Consider the following 17,565-nt stretch of genomic DNA (forward strand, 5'->3'; position numbering starts at 1 on the left):
AGCACGGAGGGGTGTCATGACCACGGAGACGCTGGAGTTCCAAGCCGAGGCGCGGCAGCTACTGCAGCTGATGGTCCATTCGATCTACTCGAACAAGGACATCTTCCTGCGGGAGCTGATCTCCAACGCCTCCGACGCCCTGGACAAGCTGCGGCTGGCGGCGCTGACCGGCGAGCTGGAGGCCGACACCGACGACCTGCACATCGCGCTGGAGGTGGACGCCGAGGCGCGCACGCTCACCGTGCGCGACAACGGCATCGGCATGTCGCGCGACGAGGTCGTCGCGCTGATCGGCACGATCGCGAAGTCCGGCACCGCCGAGATGCTCAGCCGCCTCAAGGAGAGCAAGGAGTCGGCCGAGCTGATCGGCCAGTTCGGCGTCGGCTTCTACTCGACCTTCATGGTCGCCGACAAGGTCACCCTGGTGACCCGCAAGGCCGGGGAGAGCGACGGTACGCGCTGGGAGTCGGACGGCGAGGGCACGTACACGATCGAACCGCTGGCCGACGCCCCGCCGGGCACCGCGGTCACCGTCCACCTGCGGCCCAAGGACGAGGAGGACGCGCTCTTCGACTACGCCGAGGAGTCGAAGATCCGGCAGATCGTCAAGCACTACTCCGACTTCATCGCCTTCCCGATCCGCCTGGGGGACCAGACTCTCAACTCCATGAAGGCCCTGTGGGCGCGCCCGCGCTCCGAGGTCAAGGACGAGGAGTACACCGAGTTCTACCGGCACATCAGCCACGACTGGTCCGACCCGCTCGAGACCATCCAGATGAAGGCCGAGGGCACCTTCGAATACGAGGCCCTGCTCTTCATCCCGTCGCGCGCCCCGCACGACCTGTTCCAGCGCGACGGCCGCCGCGGCATCCAGCTCTACGTCAAGCGCGTGTTCATCATGGACGACAGCCGCGAGCTGATGCCCGACTACCTGCGCTTCGTCAAGGGCGTGGTGGACGCGGCCGACCTGTCACTGAACATCTCCCGGGAGATCCTGCAGCAGGACCGGCACATCCAGCTGATCCGCCGCCGGCTCGCCAAGAAGGTCCTCAGCACGATCAAGGACCTGCAGAGCAAGGAACCGGAGAAGTACGCCACCCTCTGGCGCGAGTTCGGCCGCGCGATCAAAGAGGGCCTGCTCGGCGAGGCCGACGACCAGAAGGCCATCCTCGACGTGGCGTCGTTCCCCTCGTCGGCCGGCGACGAGCCCACCACGCTGGCCGCCTACGTCGAGCGGATGCCCGAGGGCCAGGACGAGATCTACTTTATGACCGGCGAGACCCGGGCCCAGGTGGAGAACTCGCCGCACATGGAGGCGTTCAAGGCCAAGGGGTACGAGGTCCTGCTGCTCACCGACCCGGTGGACGAGATCTGGGTGGACGCCGTCCCGGAGTACGACGGCAAGAAGCTGCAGTCCATCGCCCGGGGCTCGGTGGACCTGGCCGCCGAGCCGGCCTCGGAGGAGAAGTCGGACGAGTTCGCCCCGCTGCTGGCCTGGCTCGGCGAGACGCTGACCGAGGAGGTCAAGGAGGTCCGGCTCTCCACCCGGCTGACGACCTCGCCGGCGTGCCTGGTCAGCGACGCGGACGACATCACCCCGACGCTGGAGAAGATGTATCGGGCGATGGGCCAGCAGGTGCCGCCGGTCAAGCGGATCCTGGAGCTGAACCCGGACCACGCCCTGGTCAGCGGCCTGCGCGCGGCACACGAGCAGCGCGCCGACGACCCGAACCTGCCGGAGACCGCGGAGCTGCTCTACGGCACCGCCCTGCTGGCCGAGGGCGGCGACCTGGCCGACCCGGCCCGCTTCGCGAAGCTGCTCGCCGACCGGTTGGCCCGTACTGTCTGAGCTGCTCGCCGACCGGTTGGCCCGTACCGTGTGAGCTGCTCGCCGACCGGTTGGCCCGTACCGTCTGAGCTGATCGCCCTCCCGCCTGGCGCGGGCGGGCGATCAGGCCAGGATCGCGGTCAGGGTGTCGCGGGCCGTCGCGGCCATCACCGGGTTGGTGTCGACGTAGTACGGCAGCGCGACGATCGCCTGCAGGATCGCCCAGCCCCGCCCGCGCTGCCAGGCCGCGTCGTCGACGCCGAGGGCGCGCCGGTAGACATCCCGCGCGCCGGCGGGCAGCAGATTCCACGCCGGCATGAGATCGACCGCCGGGTCACCGACGCACAGGGCCTCCAGGTCGATGACCGCGGCCAGGCGACCGTCCCGCACCAGCAGGTTGCCGGGCATGAGATCGGCGTGGATCCAGACCTCGGCGGTGGCGGGCTCGGCGTCGCGACACCGCGCCCAGATCCGGGCCAGCCGGGCGGTGTCGACCAGGTGGGCGCTCTCGGCGAGGGCCCGCTGGACATGGTCATCCTGGGCGCGCAACGGTCCGCCGCGGGTGCGCCCGTCCCAGGCACGGCCACCGGTGTCGGTGGCGTGCAGCGCGGCGACGAAACCGGCCAGATCACGGGCGAACGCAGGGAGGTCTCCGATGACGCGAGGGTCCGCGGTCTCGCCGGGGATCCACCGGTAGACCGTCCACCAACCGGCATAACCCGCACCCGGCGCGCCGAGAGCGACGGGCTGCGGCACCGCCAGGGGCACATGCGCGGCGACACGCCGGGCCTGCTCCTGCTCGCCCAGCAGGTCGGCCCGGAGCTCGGCGCCGGCGCTGGGACGCAGGGGGAAGCGCAGCACCAGGTCGTCGCCGAGGCGGAAGAGGGCGTTGACCGTGCCGTGGGAGGTCAGCGGGTGCACCGGCTGGTCCCGCCACTGCGGGAACTGGGCGGCTACGAGGGCGGCGACCTCGGGGGCGGTGACGTCGACCTGATCGGCGTGCATTCTCACCGGCTGATCCTGGCATTTCGCGCACCGCGCGGCGACCGGCTTTCCGCCCGCCCGAAGCCATGCCGGCCCGATTGCCGGGCCGGCATGGCTTCGCGTTGTCGTTCTACCGGGATCCGCAGATCACGTCGTCCATGAGCCGGAAGGTACGGGCGTAGACCGCGCGGGCCGCTTCCTCGTCGGCGAGCTGCGTGGACAGCGACAGCACCGTCACCCGGGCACCGTCCGCGCTCACCCCGTTGGCGGTGCTCATGCCGGGCACGTCGCCGCCGTGCGACCAGTAGCCGCCGCACCGGTTCGGGATGTACATGATGCCGAGGCCGTACCGCACGCCGGGGATGAAGTCCTGGAACGTGTCGGCGAGCACCGTGCGGTGGAGTTGGGCCATCTGCCGCGGCTTGAGCAGCTGACCGCGCTGCAGCGCCTGCCAGAAGCGCGCCAGGTCGGTCGGCGTGGTGATCAGGTTGCCGGCCGCGCCGGCCACGGTCGGGTTGAACATGGTGGTGTCGGTCAGCGGGCCGCCGGGGGTCCACTGCTGGTATCCCTTGGCGTGCGGCGCCGGCAGGGTCGGCCGGTCGCCCGGCGATGAGGTCCGCCGCAACCCGAGCGGCTGGAGGATGCGGGCGCGGACCTCGGTGTCCCATGGCCGGCCGGTCAGCCGCTCGATGACCATTCCGGCGAGGATGTAGTTGGTGTTGGAATAGTCCCACCGCGTCCCGGGCGCGAAGCCGGGCTCGTGCTTCATCGCCAGGGCCACGAGATCGGCGGGATCGTAGTGGTCGAACCGGTGCGCCAGGTAGCCCTCGTAGGTGCCCAGCGCCGTCACGTCGTTGGTGTAGTTGTAGATGCCGCTGGTGTGCTGGAGCAGGTGGCGGATGGTGATCCGGCGGCCGTCGTTGCCGTTGCCGGCGACCACCCCGGGCAGCCACCGATCGACGGTGTCGTCGAGCGACAGCCTGCCCTCTCCGACGAGCTGCAGCACGACGACGGAGACGAATGTCTTGGTGTTGCTGCCCATCCGGAAGTGGCCGTCGAGCGGCACCGGCGTCTTCCGCTCGAGGTCGCCGACGCCGGCCCGCGAACGGGTCGTGACGCCGTCGACCCGGGTGATCCCCTGGACCCCGGTGATGCCGAGGTCGTGCAGGTCATCGAGCGCGACTTGGAGCCGCCGATCGTCGTGGGCCGGTGCGGCGGCGGTGGCCGGCACCGCGCTGCCGGCGACCAAGGCCGCCGCCAGCGTGGCGGCCACGCCCCATCGGCGCAGATGTTTCGGCATGTCAGGTCCCTTCAAGGAGCCGGGCGAACCAGGAGCCCTAAACCTATGAAGTCCTTCGATGCGTTCCCATCCGGCGGGCCCCCCGAAACGGGGTCGGGCTAGCCCCCGCGACAAGGTGGTGGCGGGCGCCGGATACCTGCTGAAGGAGCGGGTAGCCGACGTCGCCGAGTTCGTCGACGCGCTGGAGCGGGTCGCCGCGGGCGGCACGGCGCTCGACCCCGAGGTCGTCGGCCGGCTGCTGCGCGCCAGCCGGCGCGCCGACGGCCTGGCGGCGCTCACCGCGCGGGAGCGCCACGTGCTCGCGCTGATGGCGGAGGGCCGTTCCAACGCCGGCATCGCCGGCGCGCTCGTGGTGACCGGCGGAACGGTGGAAAAGCACGTGGCGAGCATCTTCGACAAGCTGGGTCTGCCTCCGGGCGAGGCCGACAACCGCCGCGTCCTCGCGGTCCTGCGCTACCTCGGCTCGTAGGTCCACACTGGTCGTCGCCGAGCCGTGCCCCGCGCCGGCCGCCAGCGTGCGCCGGCAGCCACTGGTTCTGGTGCGGACACGCCGCTACTGTGAGGCGATGGGCCGACTGTCGGAACCGAGCGTTCCGGAACCGGGCGCAGACCCGGTGTCCGTGTCCGCATACCAGTGGACCGCCGCCCCCGTCCCGGACGACATCTCGCCGCGCCGCGGCTTGTCCCCCTCGCGCGAGCGGTCATGGGCACGGGTCGCCCACTGGGGCGGTCTGGTGGGCGTTCTCGCGGGCGCTCTGCTCGGCTGGGTGGCGCCGCTGATCGTGCTCGTGACGGCGGGCCGCCGATCGGCCGTGGTGCGCGGGCACGCGCTGTCCGCGCTCAACTTCTATCTCACCTGGGCGGCTCTCACCGTGCTCGCCGGCGTCGTCTCGGCCTACACGAACGAAGAGCCGGAGCTGGTGCCGTACCTGATGGTGTGGATTCCACTGGTTATCGGCATCAATGGCGCGATTCTCTCGTCCCGGGACGACCGCTTTCGTTACCCGACCGCCATCAGGTTCGTTCGCTGATCGCCTCGGCGGGCAGCTGCTTGCTATGCGGGGCGGCCGTCGGCGAGCCACTGGGCGAGGCCGCGCAGCCCGACCGCCCACCGCCCGAGGTCGGTGACCTCCGCGTGCCCGGTGACGACGGTGAGCAACTCGGCCACCGCCTCGTCCGGCCGCCGGGCGTCATTGAGGCTCAGGGCGCGGAAGACGCGTACGGAGTCGGAGTCGGGGAACTCCCCGCGGGCGCGGTCGAGCACCGCCAGCGACTCGTCCAGCGCGCCCAGCCACCTCAGGGTGCTGGCGTACTGGCACAGGCACCGGCGCAGGACGTCGCCGTCGAGCCCGAGGGCGAGCGCCCGCTCGTAGTAGCCGCGGGCGGTCTCCTCCTGGCCCGCGGTGTCGTAGGCGCCACCCACCTCGTACACGAGGACGGGGTGGTCGGGGTGCTCGGCGAGCAGCGCCTGGAAGTAGGCGATCGTCGGCGCCATGTCCGCCCGGTCGCGCTGGTCGTAGCCGCGCTGGATCGCCTCGGCCAGCTCGGGTGTCACGCCGGTCGTCACTGCCGCAGCCCCCATGCGTCCGAGTTGAAGATCAATTCACCTTATCGCGGCCTCGTCGCGCGGACGCGGAGAACCGAGCGCCGGTGCTGCGGGGGCGCGGCACTTTGTACGATCTACCGATGCCCGACATGGCCAGCCGCGAGTGCCACTGCCTGCTCTGCGACGGCGATGGCACGCCGAGACGGTGGTGGCGGTCGCCCGAACGCTCCTGGCCGGCCCGAGAGCGCCGCAATGCCCGCTTGGTGAGGGAATACGGCTGGGGAGTCACGGGTGTCCTCGGCACGACCATGCCCGACTGGGCATACTCGATCGGCCTGTGGCACAGCTACGGCAGCGTCGAGGTGTGCCTGCTCGGCGTTCCCCAGCAGCGGGCGATGACCATCGTCAACACTGTCGGGCAGCTCGTCCGTGACGGACAGGTGCTGACGCCGCACCTCAGGCTGGCAGGCGTCATCGACGGACACGAACTCGCCCTGGCCCCCGTGCACAGCAGTTGGTACGAGCAGCTGTTCGGCGCGGCGATCGATTACTACCAGCGCCCCCCGTTCCCGGTGGTGCAACTGCTGTGGCCCGACAAGACCGGCCGGTTCCCGGGGGATCCGGAGACCGAGCATGGTGCGGATGGCCCGCAGCCGTCGCTCTGGCTGCCGATGGATGAGCATCCCCGCGGCGCGTGGACGGAGCCGGCCACCGCGTAGGTGCAGAGGCGGCGCCGGATCACCGGCGCGGGTCATCGCACGATGGTGCTCAGCAGGGGAACTCGGTGTATTCCTGGTGCGAGGAGCGCACGCCCCAGCCGGAGCTGTCGCCGGGGCAGCCGGTCACGCGCTCGCCGACGACGGTGGTGTAGGTCGAGTCGCTGTAGTAGACCCAGTGGCAGTACCAGTCGAGCGGGCAGGCCCGGGCCTGCGCGGGGCTCCCGGGAACGGCCAGGATGGTGGTCGCGACGAGAGCCGCGGTCATGAGCACACGACGGATCATGGGGAACCCTTTCGTAGCGCACGGAATAGCAAGGATTATCCGGCGCCGGTCCACCATGGACAACGGGCGTTCCTGCCCAGGCGTGCGTATTGCGGCGGGCGCGACATGTTACGCGTGTCGGCAGTTACGTCCATCATGGAGCGGCTGCGGCCGCGTTGGAAGGTGAGCTTCGCGCCGGCCGCGGACAGGCCGTCCGACGTGCCCACCGACGCCTGATCCGGTGCTTCGGGCAAGCCCCGCGGCGCCGCCTCGATCTGGCCGGTGGACAGTCGCGCGACCCGCACATCGGCGAAATCTCCGTCGCTGACCAGGCGCGGGCCCGCTGGGCCCGCGGGGAGCTCCGCGACCGGACCCGCGACGGGGTCGCGCAGCTGCACCACCGAGACCGGACGGGTCCGCGCTTCAGCGCCGCGTCAGTCCCATTTCAGCCCACCTGGACACAGTGCACTCGACCGCTGTTCCGGCAGCCGGTCGGGAACAGCCTTTACCGAAAGAGGGGAAGCTCATGAGAAGCCTGTTGCGGATCGCCGCCGTCACGCTGGTCGCCTTGGGGACCACATTGGCCGGTGTCGCTATCGCCCAGCCCGCCAACGCGGCCGATGTCATCGCGATTTCCAACTTCGAGACCGGCCTGTGTGCCGAACCCGCGGGTGTCGGCAACGGTGCCCTGGTCGTTCAGCGGCAATGCACCGACGGAAATCAGGCGCAGCTCTGGAGCCGGATCAGCGTCGGCGGTGGGCACTACATCATGGTCAACAACGCCCAGCCGGCGATGTGCATGGACGTGCGGGACCGGGTGAACCCGGTCCAGATCTGGACGTGTACGAACAGCACGACGATGCACTGGAGCTTCCAGCGCGTCTTCCTGCCATTCGACAACATCAAGTCCCGAGTCGGCGGGAAGTGCCTGGACACTCTCGGCGCCGGCCTGGTCATCAACAACTGTGTCGCCGGGGATTCCAGCCAGGTGTGGCAGATCCGCTGACAGAGACGCGACGCGGCGGGCGGACCCGGAACCCCGTGGTCCGTCCGCACCCCCGGGGTCGCCACGCTGCGATGATCAGGCCGGGGCCCGGGTCGTCAGGTCGGCGTCGGTGATGGGCCGGAGTGTCCGGCAGGGCGCCCCGACGGCGACCACCATCGGAGGGACGTCGCGGCTGACGACGCTGCCCGCGCCGATGACGGCACCGTATCCGATTCGGACTCCCGGCAGGACGACGACATTGCTGCCGATCCACACCTTGTCCTCGATGACGATCGGTTCCGAGAACCGGGCGAAGTCGACCCGGCGTGCGGGATGCACCGGGTGACCCGTTGTCGTCAGCGTGACGCCGGGCGCGATCATCACGCCGTCGCCGATGCGGATGTCCACGTCGTCGACGAACGTGAGATTGACGTTGCCGAAGAAGTCGTCGCCGATGTGGACGTTGCTTCCGAATCCGGCGTGAAAGGGCGGAAGCAGCACGGTGCGCTTTCCGACGGACCCGAGGATCGCGACGAGCAATGACCTTCGCCGGTCCGCCTCGCTCGGCGGTGTGTGGTTGTATTCGAAGATGAGATCGGTGCGCCGCCGGGCGGCCTGAAACGACGCTTCCGACTCGGTGTAGATGAGGCCCCGGCGGATCCGCTCCAGGACCGCTTGCTCATCGCTCCGCGACATGGCGGCGGTCAGTCGGTGACCGTGCCGAGGTCGGGCTCGGCCAGCAGGTCGACCGTGTCGGTGGTGGACGCCTGCAGTTCCAGGACGACGATCTCGTTGCGGCCGGCGCGCAGCACCGGCGCCGGCACATACAGCGTGCGCTGCGGCCCGCGCGCCCAGTACCGGCCGAGCGGGAAGCCGTTGATCCAGGCCAGCCCCTTCTCCCAGCCGGGCAGGGCGAGGAAGGAGTCGGCGGCGGCGCCGAGGGTGAACTCGCCGCGGCGGAACGCCGGACCGGCCGTCGCCCGGGCCGCGGCCGGGGCGTACTCGAGCGCGGCGAGATCGTGCAGGGGCACGGACGTCCGGGTCCAGCCGGTCAGCGGTACGCCGTTCACCGTCACCGGGCCGAGCAGGCCCTTGGGGTCGGCCAGCCCCGGTCCGTAGTTGACGCGTCCCATGTCCTCCACGAGCAGGGTGAGCTCCGCAGCGGGCCGGGCGGCCACGATCGGCAGGGCATGCTCGTGCTTCTCCCGCTCCAGCGTGCCGGCGGCGGCGCCGTCGAGGAAGACCTGGGCGCGATCCGCGTACGAGGTGAGCGTCAGCACCGCCGGCCCGGCCGCGGGCACCTCGGACCGGTACAGCACGAGGCCGCCCGACTCCGTGCGTACGGGAGTGTCCGTGGTGATCGTCGTGCCGAGCACCGGTGCGGCGTCGAACAGGTGCACCGCCTCGCCGAGCACGATGCCGCGGTGCTCGACGGTGGGTGCGGGCTCCGGCAGCGGCTCGTCCGGGACGGCGCCGTAGGTGGCGATGACCTCGCGCATCATTCGGTACTTGGGCGTGACGGCGCCGTTCTCGCTCAGCGGTGCGTCGTAGTCGTACGACGTCACGGTGGGTTCGTAGGCGTGTTTGAGGTTGGCCCCGCTGGTGGTGCCGAAATTGGTCCCGCCGTGGAACATGTAGAGACTCACCGAGGCGCCCGTGGCGAGGAGCCGGCCGAGGTCGTCGGCCGCGTTGCGTGGGTCGCGGACGTGGTGCGGGCCGCCCCAGTGGTCGAACCAGCCGTTCCAGAACTCGGCGCACATCAGCGGCCCGGACGGCTGGTGGCGGCGCAGAGCCTCCAGCGCGCGGTCGACGTTGCCGCCGAACGACGCGGTGCGCAGCACGCCCTCGCACCCGCCCCGCTTGAGCATCTCGTCGTTCGCCTGGTCGCAGGTGAACAGCGGCTCGGTGACGCCGCGGCGCCGCAGGCCGTCGGCCAGATGCCGCAGGTAGGCCGGGTCGTCGCCGTAGGCCCCGAACTCGTTCTCGACCTGCACGGCGATGATCGGGCCGCCGTTGCCGGCCAGGTATGGCGCCAGCACCTGCATCAGCCGGTCGAACCACTCGTCGACGGCTGTCAGGTAGACCGGGTCGCTGCTGCGCAGGCGTACCCCCGGGTCTGAGGTCAGCCAGGCCGGCAGGCCGCCGCCGTCCCACTCGGCGCAGATGTACGGCCCCGGGCGCAACACCACCCGCAGCCCGGCCGCGGCGATCAGGTCGAGGTAGCGCGGCAGGTCGAGGATGCCCTCGAGGTCGAACACGCCGCGGCTCGGCTGGTGAGCGTTCCACGGCACGTAGACGTCGATCGCGTTGAGGCCCAGCAGCCGCGCTTTGTCGATGCGGTCGGCCCACTGCCCCGGATGGATCCGGAAGTAGTGCATCGCGCCGGCGATGATCCGGAACGGCGCACCGTCGAGCAGGAATCCGTCGTCCGCCACTTCCAGCACCATGGTGATCGCTACCCCGCAGTTCTCATCGTGGGCCCCGCCGAAAGGCCTCGTTAGCGGTAACGTGACCGTTAACGAATTCTTCACCAGGCCCCGCGCGCCGTCAACAGGGGATGTCGTTCCGTGGCCGCGCGAGCCGGCCTCAGGCCGGCTCGCGCGATGTCGCGACCGGGCGGAAGCGTGCGGAGGCGAGGTCGAGCTCGGTGTGCGGCTGATCGCCGACGCCGATCATGACGCTGGTCGCGGGGTTGACCGTGACCATCCCGAACAGGCCGAGGACGGTGGCCCGCTGGTCCGGCAGCCCGTCGGCGTATCCGAGCACGTTGTCGTCCGTGGCGTTCGCCGCGGCGCCGACCAGGTCACCGAGGAACTCGGCCAGGGCGCCGGGATCGTCCGACGCGTCGGCGACGATGGCGACGTAGCGGGACGCCAGCACCTCGCTGCCGGCCAGCAGGGCGCCCGCCGGGACGATCGTCCGCTCCACGACGTACCGGGAATCGAGACGCGTCATGGCGTCGTCGCCGAGCTGGACCGTCTCCGCCCGGTGGATGGATGGCAGGCAGTCCGCGCGGAGCTGCCGGCTCATCGTCGTCCGGCCGGCCGGCGCCGGGCGTTCCACCAGGTCGTTCAGCGTTCTGCGCAGCTCGTGGACGACGCCGGCGTTGTCCCGGCCGGGTCCGGCCCGCGCGACGATCTCGCTGACCTCGGCGGACCGCAGCGCGTCGTCCTGCGCCACCACCGCCTGCCGGATGTGGACGTGATCGACCCGCGTGAGTTCACAGTGGTCGCCGGTCACCACCGACGTCGACTCCCGGGCGTGCACGGTGTGCGGCGGGAACATCAGCCCGAGCCCCCGGGTGGGCATCCGGCCGTGAGCGTGGGTGGCGGCCGGCGGGACCCCGACGCCGTGATATTCCGGGCGGATCCGGGTCTCGCGGGACGTGCCCGGCCAGCGGACGGGATAGCTGCGGCGGGGCCGGCTCTCCACGTCCATCTCCGGCCCGTCCAGCGCGGCCGGCGAGAGCATCCGGTGCAGGAGCCCGTCGCGCGGCGCACGGCCGGCCCGCGGCTGCTGCGGCCGGGGCGTCGCCCGGTGCGCGGGCTGCGGGGATCTCCCGTCGAGGCGCTGCGGATCGAGCTCCGCGTCGGCCCAGGGCGGTAGGAACGATCCGCTGCCCCCGGCATCGAACCGGCGCGGCACGTGGTAATTTCCGAGATCGAACGAGCCGGTCTCCGCCGGTGGCGACGAGCCTGGCGTGCGGGTCGGCCCGGACGTGGCGGCCTGCCCGGTTTCGCGCGACCTCTCGTGCCGGTTCCACTGACGAAAGAGTTCCACCACGCCACCCCCATCGTCCCCGCTCGTTCGAGCGTGACAGACCGGTGCGGCGGCTGACAGCAAGACGACCTGTCATATGGCCGTCAGCCAACCGATCTCAGCCCCGGACCTGTGCGGCGGGGGTGAGCACGGCGGCGACCGTCGCCCTGACCAGCTGGGCGGGGTCGGCGCAGGTGAGCTTGCCGTCGAGCAGGAGCACCGCCAGCCCGTGCACCAGGGCCCAGGCGCCGATCTGCAGGGCCGGTCCGGCGAGCCGGCTCGCCAGGATCTCCGCCGTCCGCGCGGCGGCGGCGTTGGCGGTGGGCCGGCCGTACATCAGCCGGAACAGGCCGGGGTGGGCGAGGGCGAACGCGACGTACTGCTCGGCCATGTCGGTCAGCTCCGTGGCCGCCTCCAGCCGATCCGCGAGCTGGGCGAAGCCGTGTGTCGCCAGGGCGGCGAGCAGGGCCTCCTTGTCGGCGTAGTGTCGGTACGGCGCGTTCGGCGAAACGCCCGCCCGGCGGGCCACCGCCCGCAGCGAGAAGGCCTCGTCGTCCTCCAGCAGGGCGAGCGCCGCGGCGAGCAGCGCCGCCGGCAGATCGCCGTGGTGATAGGGCCTCGAAGTTGACACTGCGCACACCGCCTTCCTAATGTGCGCAGTGTATACATTCGCGATCTCCGGGAGGGTCCAGTGTCCGTACACTCCACCGAGGTCCGGCTGGCGGCCCGGCCGCACGGCTGGCCCACCGCCGAGACCTTCGAGATCACCCGTGCCGAGGTGGCCGATCCCGCCCCCGGCCAGCTGCTGGTGCACAACCTGCTGATGAGCGTCGACCCGTACATGCGGAGCCGGATGGACGACCGCGAGTCGTACGTGCCGCCGTTCAAGGTCGGTGAGGCGCTGCAGGGCGGCGCCGTGGGCGAGGTCGTCGAGTCGACCGTCGACGGCTTCAAGCCCGGTGACACCGTGCTGCACGGCCTCGGATGGCGCGAGTACGCGCTCGTCGACGCCCGCTCCGCCGCCAAGGTCGACCCGTCGGTGGCGCCGCACGCCGCGTACCTGTCAGTGCTCGGCATGACCGGGCTGACCGCGTACGCGGGTCTGCTGCGCACCGCCGAGTTCAAGGCCGGAGATGTCGTCTTCGTCTCCAGTGCGGCCGGCGCCGTCGGCCAGGTCGTCGGCCAGCTCGCCAAGCACAAGGGCGCGGCCAAGGTGATCGGCAGCGCGGGCTCGGCCGCGAAGGTCGCCTTCCTCAAGGACGACCTCGGCTTCGACGAGGCGTTCGACTACCACGACGGCCCGGTCCGCGACCAGCTCAAGCGGGCCGCGCCGGACGGCATCGACGTGTATTTCGACAACGTCGGCGGCGAGCAGCTGGAGGCCGCCATCGCGACGATGAACGTGCACGGGCGGATCACGGTCTGCGGCATGATCAGCGTCTACAACGCCACCGAGCCGACGCCCGCGCCGCGCAACCTGGCCCAGCTGATCGGCAAGCGCATCACCATGCGCGGCATGCTGGTCACCGACCACGGTGACCTGCGGGACGCCTTCGTCAGGGACGTGGCGCCGCTGGTGGCCGACGGCAGCATCCGCCACCACGAGACCGTGTTCGAGGGCCTGGACCGGGCGCCGGAGGCCTTCCTGGCGATGATGCGCGGCGACGGTCAGGGCAAGATCCTGGTCAAGATCGCCTGATCGGCACGATGACGGCTCGCCACCGGTTGCCCGGTGGCGAGCCGCCGGCGTGGCTAGGAGTGCGGACAGGTGTCGCGGTATTCCTGGATGGTCGAGCCGCTGGGCGCCGGGCAGAGGAACTGCTCGTAGCGGGTGTCGTCGTCGATGAAGCGCTTGAGCCACGAGATGCTGTACTTGGCGATCGTCACGTTGGTCGAGGTCGGCGCGGAGTGCGAGGCGTTGTTGAGCTCGAGGTAGGCCTTGTCGGAGCTGGCCGGCAGGCTGGTGTAGAACGGCTCGGCGTGCGACGACACCGGCGCCACCGAGTCGTTCTCGGCCCCGATGATCAGGGTCGGCACGGTGTCGGTCGACCAGTTCTTGGTGGTGTGGTAGGGCGCCAGCGGGATGGCCGCCTGCAGCGCCGGGCGGGTCCGGGAGGCGGCCAGGCTGCCCCCGCCGCCCATCGAGTGGCCCATGACGCCGAGCCGGGTCGCGTCGATCCGGGTGCGCACGGCGCTGCTGGTGGTGAGGTAGTCGAGGGCGGCCAGCAGCTGGGTGCCCCGGCTGGCCGGTGAGTCGAGGGTGCTGAGCGTGTCGATGGTGATGACCACGAAGCCCTGCGAGGCGAGGCGGGGGCCGTACCAGGCGACGCTCGACTGCGAGGCGGTGAAGCCGGGCGAGGCGGCGACCGCGCCGAAGGTGCCCTCGGCGGTGCTGGTCGGGTAGTAGATGGTGCCGCCGCCGAAGCCGGAGACGCTGCTGCGGGCGACGGTGACCTGGGCGATGGCGAACGAACCGAGGCTGGCCTCGATGCTGGCCGTGGTGGGGGCGGGCCCGCGCTCGTACGGGTTGGCCGCCAGCGCCGGACCGGCGGGTACGGCGACGAGCGCGGCGACGAGGGTGGCGACGAGGGTGGCGGCGGTGAGCAGGTGCTTGACGGGGTTTCGCATGACCGAGCTCCCTAAGGTGGGGAGGAGCGGGCCGTCGTCACCCGGAGCCGCGGTGATGGCTCGCGGCGCCGGGTGGTCCCGGCTGCCTCGCCATCGAGGCATGTCAATACTCGATCACTTTGTTACTGGGCGGTAATCCCATCGCCATCCTGTTACGCCGATATGACGACAGTGTTTCCGCTCCCGGTTGGCGGCTGCCGACGTCGGCAGACTGCGCGGGAAGAGTGCTCGACGCGTGGCGGGCCTGCCCGGCATCGAGCCGTTTCACCAGGGCTCCCACTACCATCACGTCTCGTGGGCTCCGATCCTTACACACTCGACGGTGCGCGTCGCATCCTCGCCGACACCCCGAAGGTCGTTGAGCGCCTCGACCGCCTCCTCGGGCTCGCCATCCTGGGCAGTGGCGTCGGCTTCCTGATGACCGGTGTCTCCCAGTTGGTCGCCGTCTTCGGCTGGGTAGACCAGAAGAATGAGCTGATGCGCCTGCTCGACGGCCTGGTCTCAGCTGGCTGGGAACGGTTACGCACGGGCGAACGCCGGAACCGCTTCGAGGTTCTCGCCGCCACGCACACCGCGCTGGTCTACGGCTCCTTCTTCGCCGCTATACGCGAGTTGCTCGGCCCGGTCTACGACGAACTGGATCTGACCGACGAGGATGTCGCCCACCTCACCACCGCGGCCGGTGAACGGGCAATCGGCCTGGTCGCCTCCGGGCGGATCCCACTGCCTGACGCGACGGCCGGGCTGCATCGGACGATCACCGAACGGATCGAGCCGTTCTACCGCGACCTGGCCCGGACCAGCCTGGAGTTCTTCGCCAGCTTTGCCGGCTGGCCCCGCGAACAGGAGACCCGCGACACCGATCCGCTGGTCAAGCAGATCACCGAACGGGCCACCAACCGCTACCGCGCCGAGTACGCCCGGCTCGCCGCGGACGTCCGAGAGTTCGAGATCTGGGCGATGCTCGGCGAACACGCGGCCACTCAGCAGCAGACCGATGCATCGCTAGCCCGGCTGGAAGATCTGGTCGCCACCATCGTCCGCCACGAGGAGCGCGGGCCGGCCCGTCTACTCGGCACGGTCCGGGCGATCAACAGGGACGTCTTCGGCACGTTGCTCATTCCGGTGGCCGAGACCGGTGACCTCGCCGGCGTCACCCTGCCCACGGTCGAGGCCGGCTACGTCAGCCCGCGGTTCCGCTGGGCGCTCGCCGGACCCGACGTCCGCGCCGCCGACGAGCAATGGTGGGCGGACCAGCCGCTCGGCGACGACATCGAAACGTTCCTGGCCGGGCACTTCGCGGCACCGGTCAGCGTGGACCGTCCACTCGTGGTGCTCGGCCACCCCGGTTCCGGCAAGAGCCTGTTCACCAAGGTTTGCGCCGCCCGCCTGTCCACCGCCGACCGGTTCACCCCCGTACGGATAGCCCTGCGCGACGTGACTGATCCGACCGCGCCGCTTTACCAACAGATGAGCGGCGCTTTGGAGAAGGCCACCAACGGCCGGGTCGGCTGGGCCGGGTTCTGCGACGCGGCGGAGGGCACTGTCCGCGTGCTCTTCATCGACGGTCTCGACGAGCTCATGCAAGCGACCGGCTCCACCCAGTCCAGCTATCTGGCCGGGGTCACCGAGTTGCAGCGGGTCGAGAAGGTTACCGGCAACCCCCTGGCCGTGGTGGTCACCGCCCGCACGATCGTCGCCGATCTGGCCGAGATCCCGGACGGTTCGCTGGTGGTCAAACTGGAGGACTTCTCCGACACCCAAGTCGAGCGCTGGCTGGAAATTTGGCGGGCCACCAATGCGGGCTCGGGGCTGCTCGACCTGGACATGTCACGGATCCTTCGCCTCGGCGACCTCTCCCACCAGCCGTTGTTGCTACTCCTTCTGGCTCTCTATGCCTCTCGCCGCCCGCTACCCGAGGAAGACTCCGCAGCCGGGCTGTACGGCGCCCTGCTGCACGACTTCATCACCCGCGAGATCGCCAAGCCCGGCCAGGCCGGCGCCGGCAGCCCGGCCCAACGCCGCTACGACGCCCTCTGGCAGCTGGGTGTGGTGGCCTTCGGCATGATCAATCGGGGCCGCCTGCACCTCGGCGAGGATCAGCTGCGGCTCGACCTGGCCGCGCTGAGCCGCCGGAACGCCGACCCGATCCTCACGCCGGCGGGCATGCTGGACCCGGCACAGCGGATCATCGGCCGATTCTTCTTCATCACGGCGGCCGAAGCTGACGGCGGCAACGCCGGGCGCAGCTACGAGTTCCTGCACGCCACCTTCGGTGAGTACCTGGTCGCGTACCAACTGGTGGAGCAACTGTCCGACCTTCATCAGGCGCTGGGGCGCCCCTCCTCGCAGCAGTGGGACGACGACCTGCTGTTCGCGTTGCTCTCGCACCGCCTGGTCACCGCGGGCGCTGCCGCCGTCCTGCCGTTCGCCCGCCAACTGCTCGAGGTGGAGAGCGAGAAAACCCGGGAAGGCGTACTGGCCGTGGTCAGCCGGCTGATCCGGGCGGCACCGGAACGATGGGGCAAGGGCGCGTTCGCGAGCTACGACCCGTCGGGCGGCCGGTACCTCGACCGCCTGGCCACCTACACGGCGAACCTCGTGTTGCTGCTCACCCAACTGGTCGAGGAGCCCGTGCCACTGGCCTACCTGGCGCCGGCCGGCATCGACCCGGAGGAGTGGTGGACCACCCTGCTGGATCTGTGGCATGCGACATTCCAGCGTGAATTCGGCGAGGAGTGGCGCGGGCTGCTCTCCCTGCTGGGTCGCCCGGCCGGTCGATGGGCCGGGATCGAGGCACGTACTGACCCGGTCGCCAACACGTTCGTCACCCGGCTCCGGCTGGAGACCGCCAACCGGGTCCGCGGCGCCGCCTACAACGCGGGTATCGCCGCGATGACCGGCACCTACCGGCTCAGCGGCGCGGACCGCGACGAGGAACTGTCCGGCGAACTCATCGCGGCGCTCACCGATCCGTCGCCGGACCTGGGCTCCATCGACCACGAGCATCTCGTCGCCGCCTTCCGCGCGGCCGGGGAGACCGCCTCCTGGTTGGCCCGGCCAGCGGTCGCCTACCTGTGTCGGTTCGGTGACAATCTGGCCGCCGGCGCCCGCGCGAGCATCCTCAAGGTTCTTCTGGCGTCCGGAAATCAGCAGGCGGACCTCGGTCCCGGGTTGGCGTTGCTGGTCGCCCTCTACCCGGATCTCATACGGGCGGTGCCAGCGGTGGGCAGGCTCCTGCTGACACCGGTGGACACCGACGAGGACGTCATGACGTTGGCCCCACGGGACCGGAACATCGAGATCGCACTCCTGGCCGGCGAAGCCGTCTGGCAGCGATCCGATCGCGACATCTACGGATTCGCCTATCTCCGGCACCGGTCGCTGGCCGCCGACCTCGCCGAACAGTGGGCGGGAGACATCGGCGCCCGAGTGCCCGTCGGTGCCGGCGATGCGGCACGTCGCGCGCTGATCCGGCAGGTAGTGACAGAGTCCGTCACGATCCCGCCGTTCTGATCCACGGTGGTATATCCCTGCTCGCGCGGTCGACATCG

The 17,565-nt window shown here is 70.6% G+C and carries 16 protein-coding genes and 1 pseudogene; 7 read left to right on the top strand and 10 right to left on the bottom strand.

Features of this window, described 5'->3' with window-relative positions; translation table 11 throughout:
* Positions 1–16: 16 nt before the first annotated feature.
* Positions 17–1,849: a molecular chaperone HtpG gene (gene htpG / locus DMB66_RS05075; protein WP_125802830.1), complete on the top strand. Its 1,833-nt coding sequence runs from the start codon at positions 17–19 to the stop codon at positions 1,847–1,849.
* Between the two features lie 102 nt (positions 1,850–1,951).
* Here the strand turns inward: htpG and DMB66_RS05080 are convergent, their stop codons facing one another.
* Both DMB66_RS05080 and DMB66_RS05085 read right to left on the bottom strand, forming a co-directional pair.
* Positions 1,952–2,833, bottom strand: coding sequence for an aminoglycoside phosphotransferase family protein (locus DMB66_RS05080; protein ID WP_125802912.1), 882 nt, complete (start codon positions 2,831–2,833; stop codon positions 1,952–1,954).
* 109 nt (positions 2,834–2,942) lie between these two features.
* On the bottom strand, positions 2,943–4,112 hold the full coding sequence (locus DMB66_RS05085; protein ID WP_125802831.1) for a serine hydrolase: 1,170 nt from the start codon (positions 4,110–4,112) through the stop codon (positions 2,943–2,945).
* A 121-nt stretch (positions 4,113–4,233) separates the two neighbouring features.
* On the opposite strand from DMB66_RS05085, the pseudogene DMB66_RS05090 reads away from it, so the two are divergent.
* Both DMB66_RS05090 and DMB66_RS05095 read left to right on the top strand, forming a co-directional pair.
* Positions 4,234–4,581, top strand: a pseudogene (locus DMB66_RS05090) (response regulator transcription factor); the annotation flags it as partial.
* Between the two features lie 97 nt (positions 4,582–4,678).
* Positions 4,679–5,143: a DUF4870 domain-containing protein gene (locus tag DMB66_RS05095; RefSeq protein ID WP_125802832.1), complete on the top strand. Its 465-nt coding sequence runs from the start codon at positions 4,679–4,681 to the stop codon at positions 5,141–5,143.
* 23 nt (positions 5,144–5,166) lie between these two features.
* Here DMB66_RS05095 and DMB66_RS05100 read toward each other — a convergent pair whose 3' ends face one another.
* Positions 5,167–5,694, bottom strand: coding sequence for a tetratricopeptide repeat protein (locus DMB66_RS05100; RefSeq protein ID WP_125802833.1), 528 nt, complete (start codon positions 5,692–5,694; stop codon positions 5,167–5,169).
* Positions 5,695–5,798: 104 nt separating this feature from the next.
* Here DMB66_RS05100 and DMB66_RS05105 point away from each other — a divergent pair, with 104 nt between their 5' ends.
* On the top strand, positions 5,799–6,377 hold the full coding sequence (locus DMB66_RS05105; RefSeq protein WP_125802834.1) for a DUF4262 domain-containing protein: 579 nt from the start codon (positions 5,799–5,801) through the stop codon (positions 6,375–6,377).
* A 49-nt stretch (positions 6,378–6,426) separates the two neighbouring features.
* Here the strand turns inward: DMB66_RS05105 and DMB66_RS05110 are convergent, their stop codons facing one another.
* Together DMB66_RS05110 and DMB66_RS05115 are read right to left on the bottom strand one after the other, a co-directional pair.
* The gene (locus DMB66_RS05110) at positions 6,427–6,660 is read right to left on the bottom strand and encodes a DUF6289 family protein (RefSeq protein WP_125802835.1); all 234 of its coding nucleotides are present in this window, start codon (positions 6,658–6,660) and stop codon (positions 6,427–6,429) included.
* 35 nt (positions 6,661–6,695) lie between these two features.
* Entirely contained in the window at positions 6,696–7,037 is a 342-nt protein-coding gene (locus DMB66_RS05115) for a hypothetical protein (RefSeq protein ID WP_125802836.1), read from the bottom strand.
* A 128-nt stretch (positions 7,038–7,165) separates the two neighbouring features.
* On the opposite strand from DMB66_RS05115, the gene DMB66_RS05120 reads away from it, so the two are divergent.
* On the top strand, positions 7,166–7,645 hold the full coding sequence (locus DMB66_RS05120) for an RICIN domain-containing protein (protein WP_125802837.1): 480 nt from the start codon (positions 7,166–7,168) through the stop codon (positions 7,643–7,645).
* A gap of 75 nt (positions 7,646–7,720) precedes the next feature.
* On the opposite strand, the gene DMB66_RS05125 is transcribed toward DMB66_RS05120, so the two are convergent.
* The 4 genes from DMB66_RS05125 to DMB66_RS05145 form a co-directional block, all read right to left on the bottom strand.
* Positions 7,721–8,320: a sugar O-acetyltransferase gene (locus DMB66_RS05125; RefSeq protein WP_125802838.1), complete on the bottom strand. Its 600-nt coding sequence runs from the start codon at positions 8,318–8,320 to the stop codon at positions 7,721–7,723.
* Between the two features lie 8 nt (positions 8,321–8,328).
* Positions 8,329–10,059: a beta-galactosidase family protein gene (locus DMB66_RS05130; RefSeq protein ID WP_233624318.1), complete on the bottom strand. Its 1,731-nt coding sequence runs from the start codon at positions 10,057–10,059 to the stop codon at positions 8,329–8,331.
* A gap of 151 nt (positions 10,060–10,210) precedes the next feature.
* Positions 10,211–11,404, bottom strand: coding sequence for a hypothetical protein (locus tag DMB66_RS61020; RefSeq protein ID WP_158647143.1), 1,194 nt, complete (start codon positions 11,402–11,404; stop codon positions 10,211–10,213).
* A 97-nt stretch (positions 11,405–11,501) separates the two neighbouring features.
* Positions 11,502–12,014, bottom strand: a complete 513-nt coding sequence (locus DMB66_RS05145) for a TetR/AcrR family transcriptional regulator (protein WP_125802842.1) — start codon at positions 12,012–12,014, stop codon at positions 11,502–11,504.
* 60 nt (positions 12,015–12,074) lie between these two features.
* Between DMB66_RS05145 and DMB66_RS05150 the strand changes: the two genes are divergently transcribed.
* Entirely contained in the window at positions 12,075–13,082 is a 1,008-nt protein-coding gene (locus tag DMB66_RS05150) for an NADP-dependent oxidoreductase (RefSeq protein WP_125802843.1), read from the top strand.
* A 53-nt stretch (positions 13,083–13,135) separates the two neighbouring features.
* Here the strand turns inward: DMB66_RS05150 and DMB66_RS05155 are convergent, their stop codons facing one another.
* Positions 13,136–14,011 (bottom strand): alpha/beta hydrolase, encoded by an 876-nt coding sequence (locus DMB66_RS05155; protein WP_125802844.1) that lies wholly within the window; start codon positions 14,009–14,011, stop codon positions 13,136–13,138.
* A 294-nt stretch (positions 14,012–14,305) separates the two neighbouring features.
* Here DMB66_RS05155 and DMB66_RS05160 point away from each other — a divergent pair, with 294 nt between their 5' ends.
* Positions 14,306–17,527, top strand: a complete 3,222-nt coding sequence (locus tag DMB66_RS05160) for an NACHT domain-containing NTPase (RefSeq protein WP_125802845.1) — start codon at positions 14,306–14,308, stop codon at positions 17,525–17,527.
* Positions 17,528–17,565 lie beyond the last annotated feature (38 nt).

The sequence above is a fragment of the Actinoplanes sp. ATCC 53533 genome, from assembly GCF_003947245.1.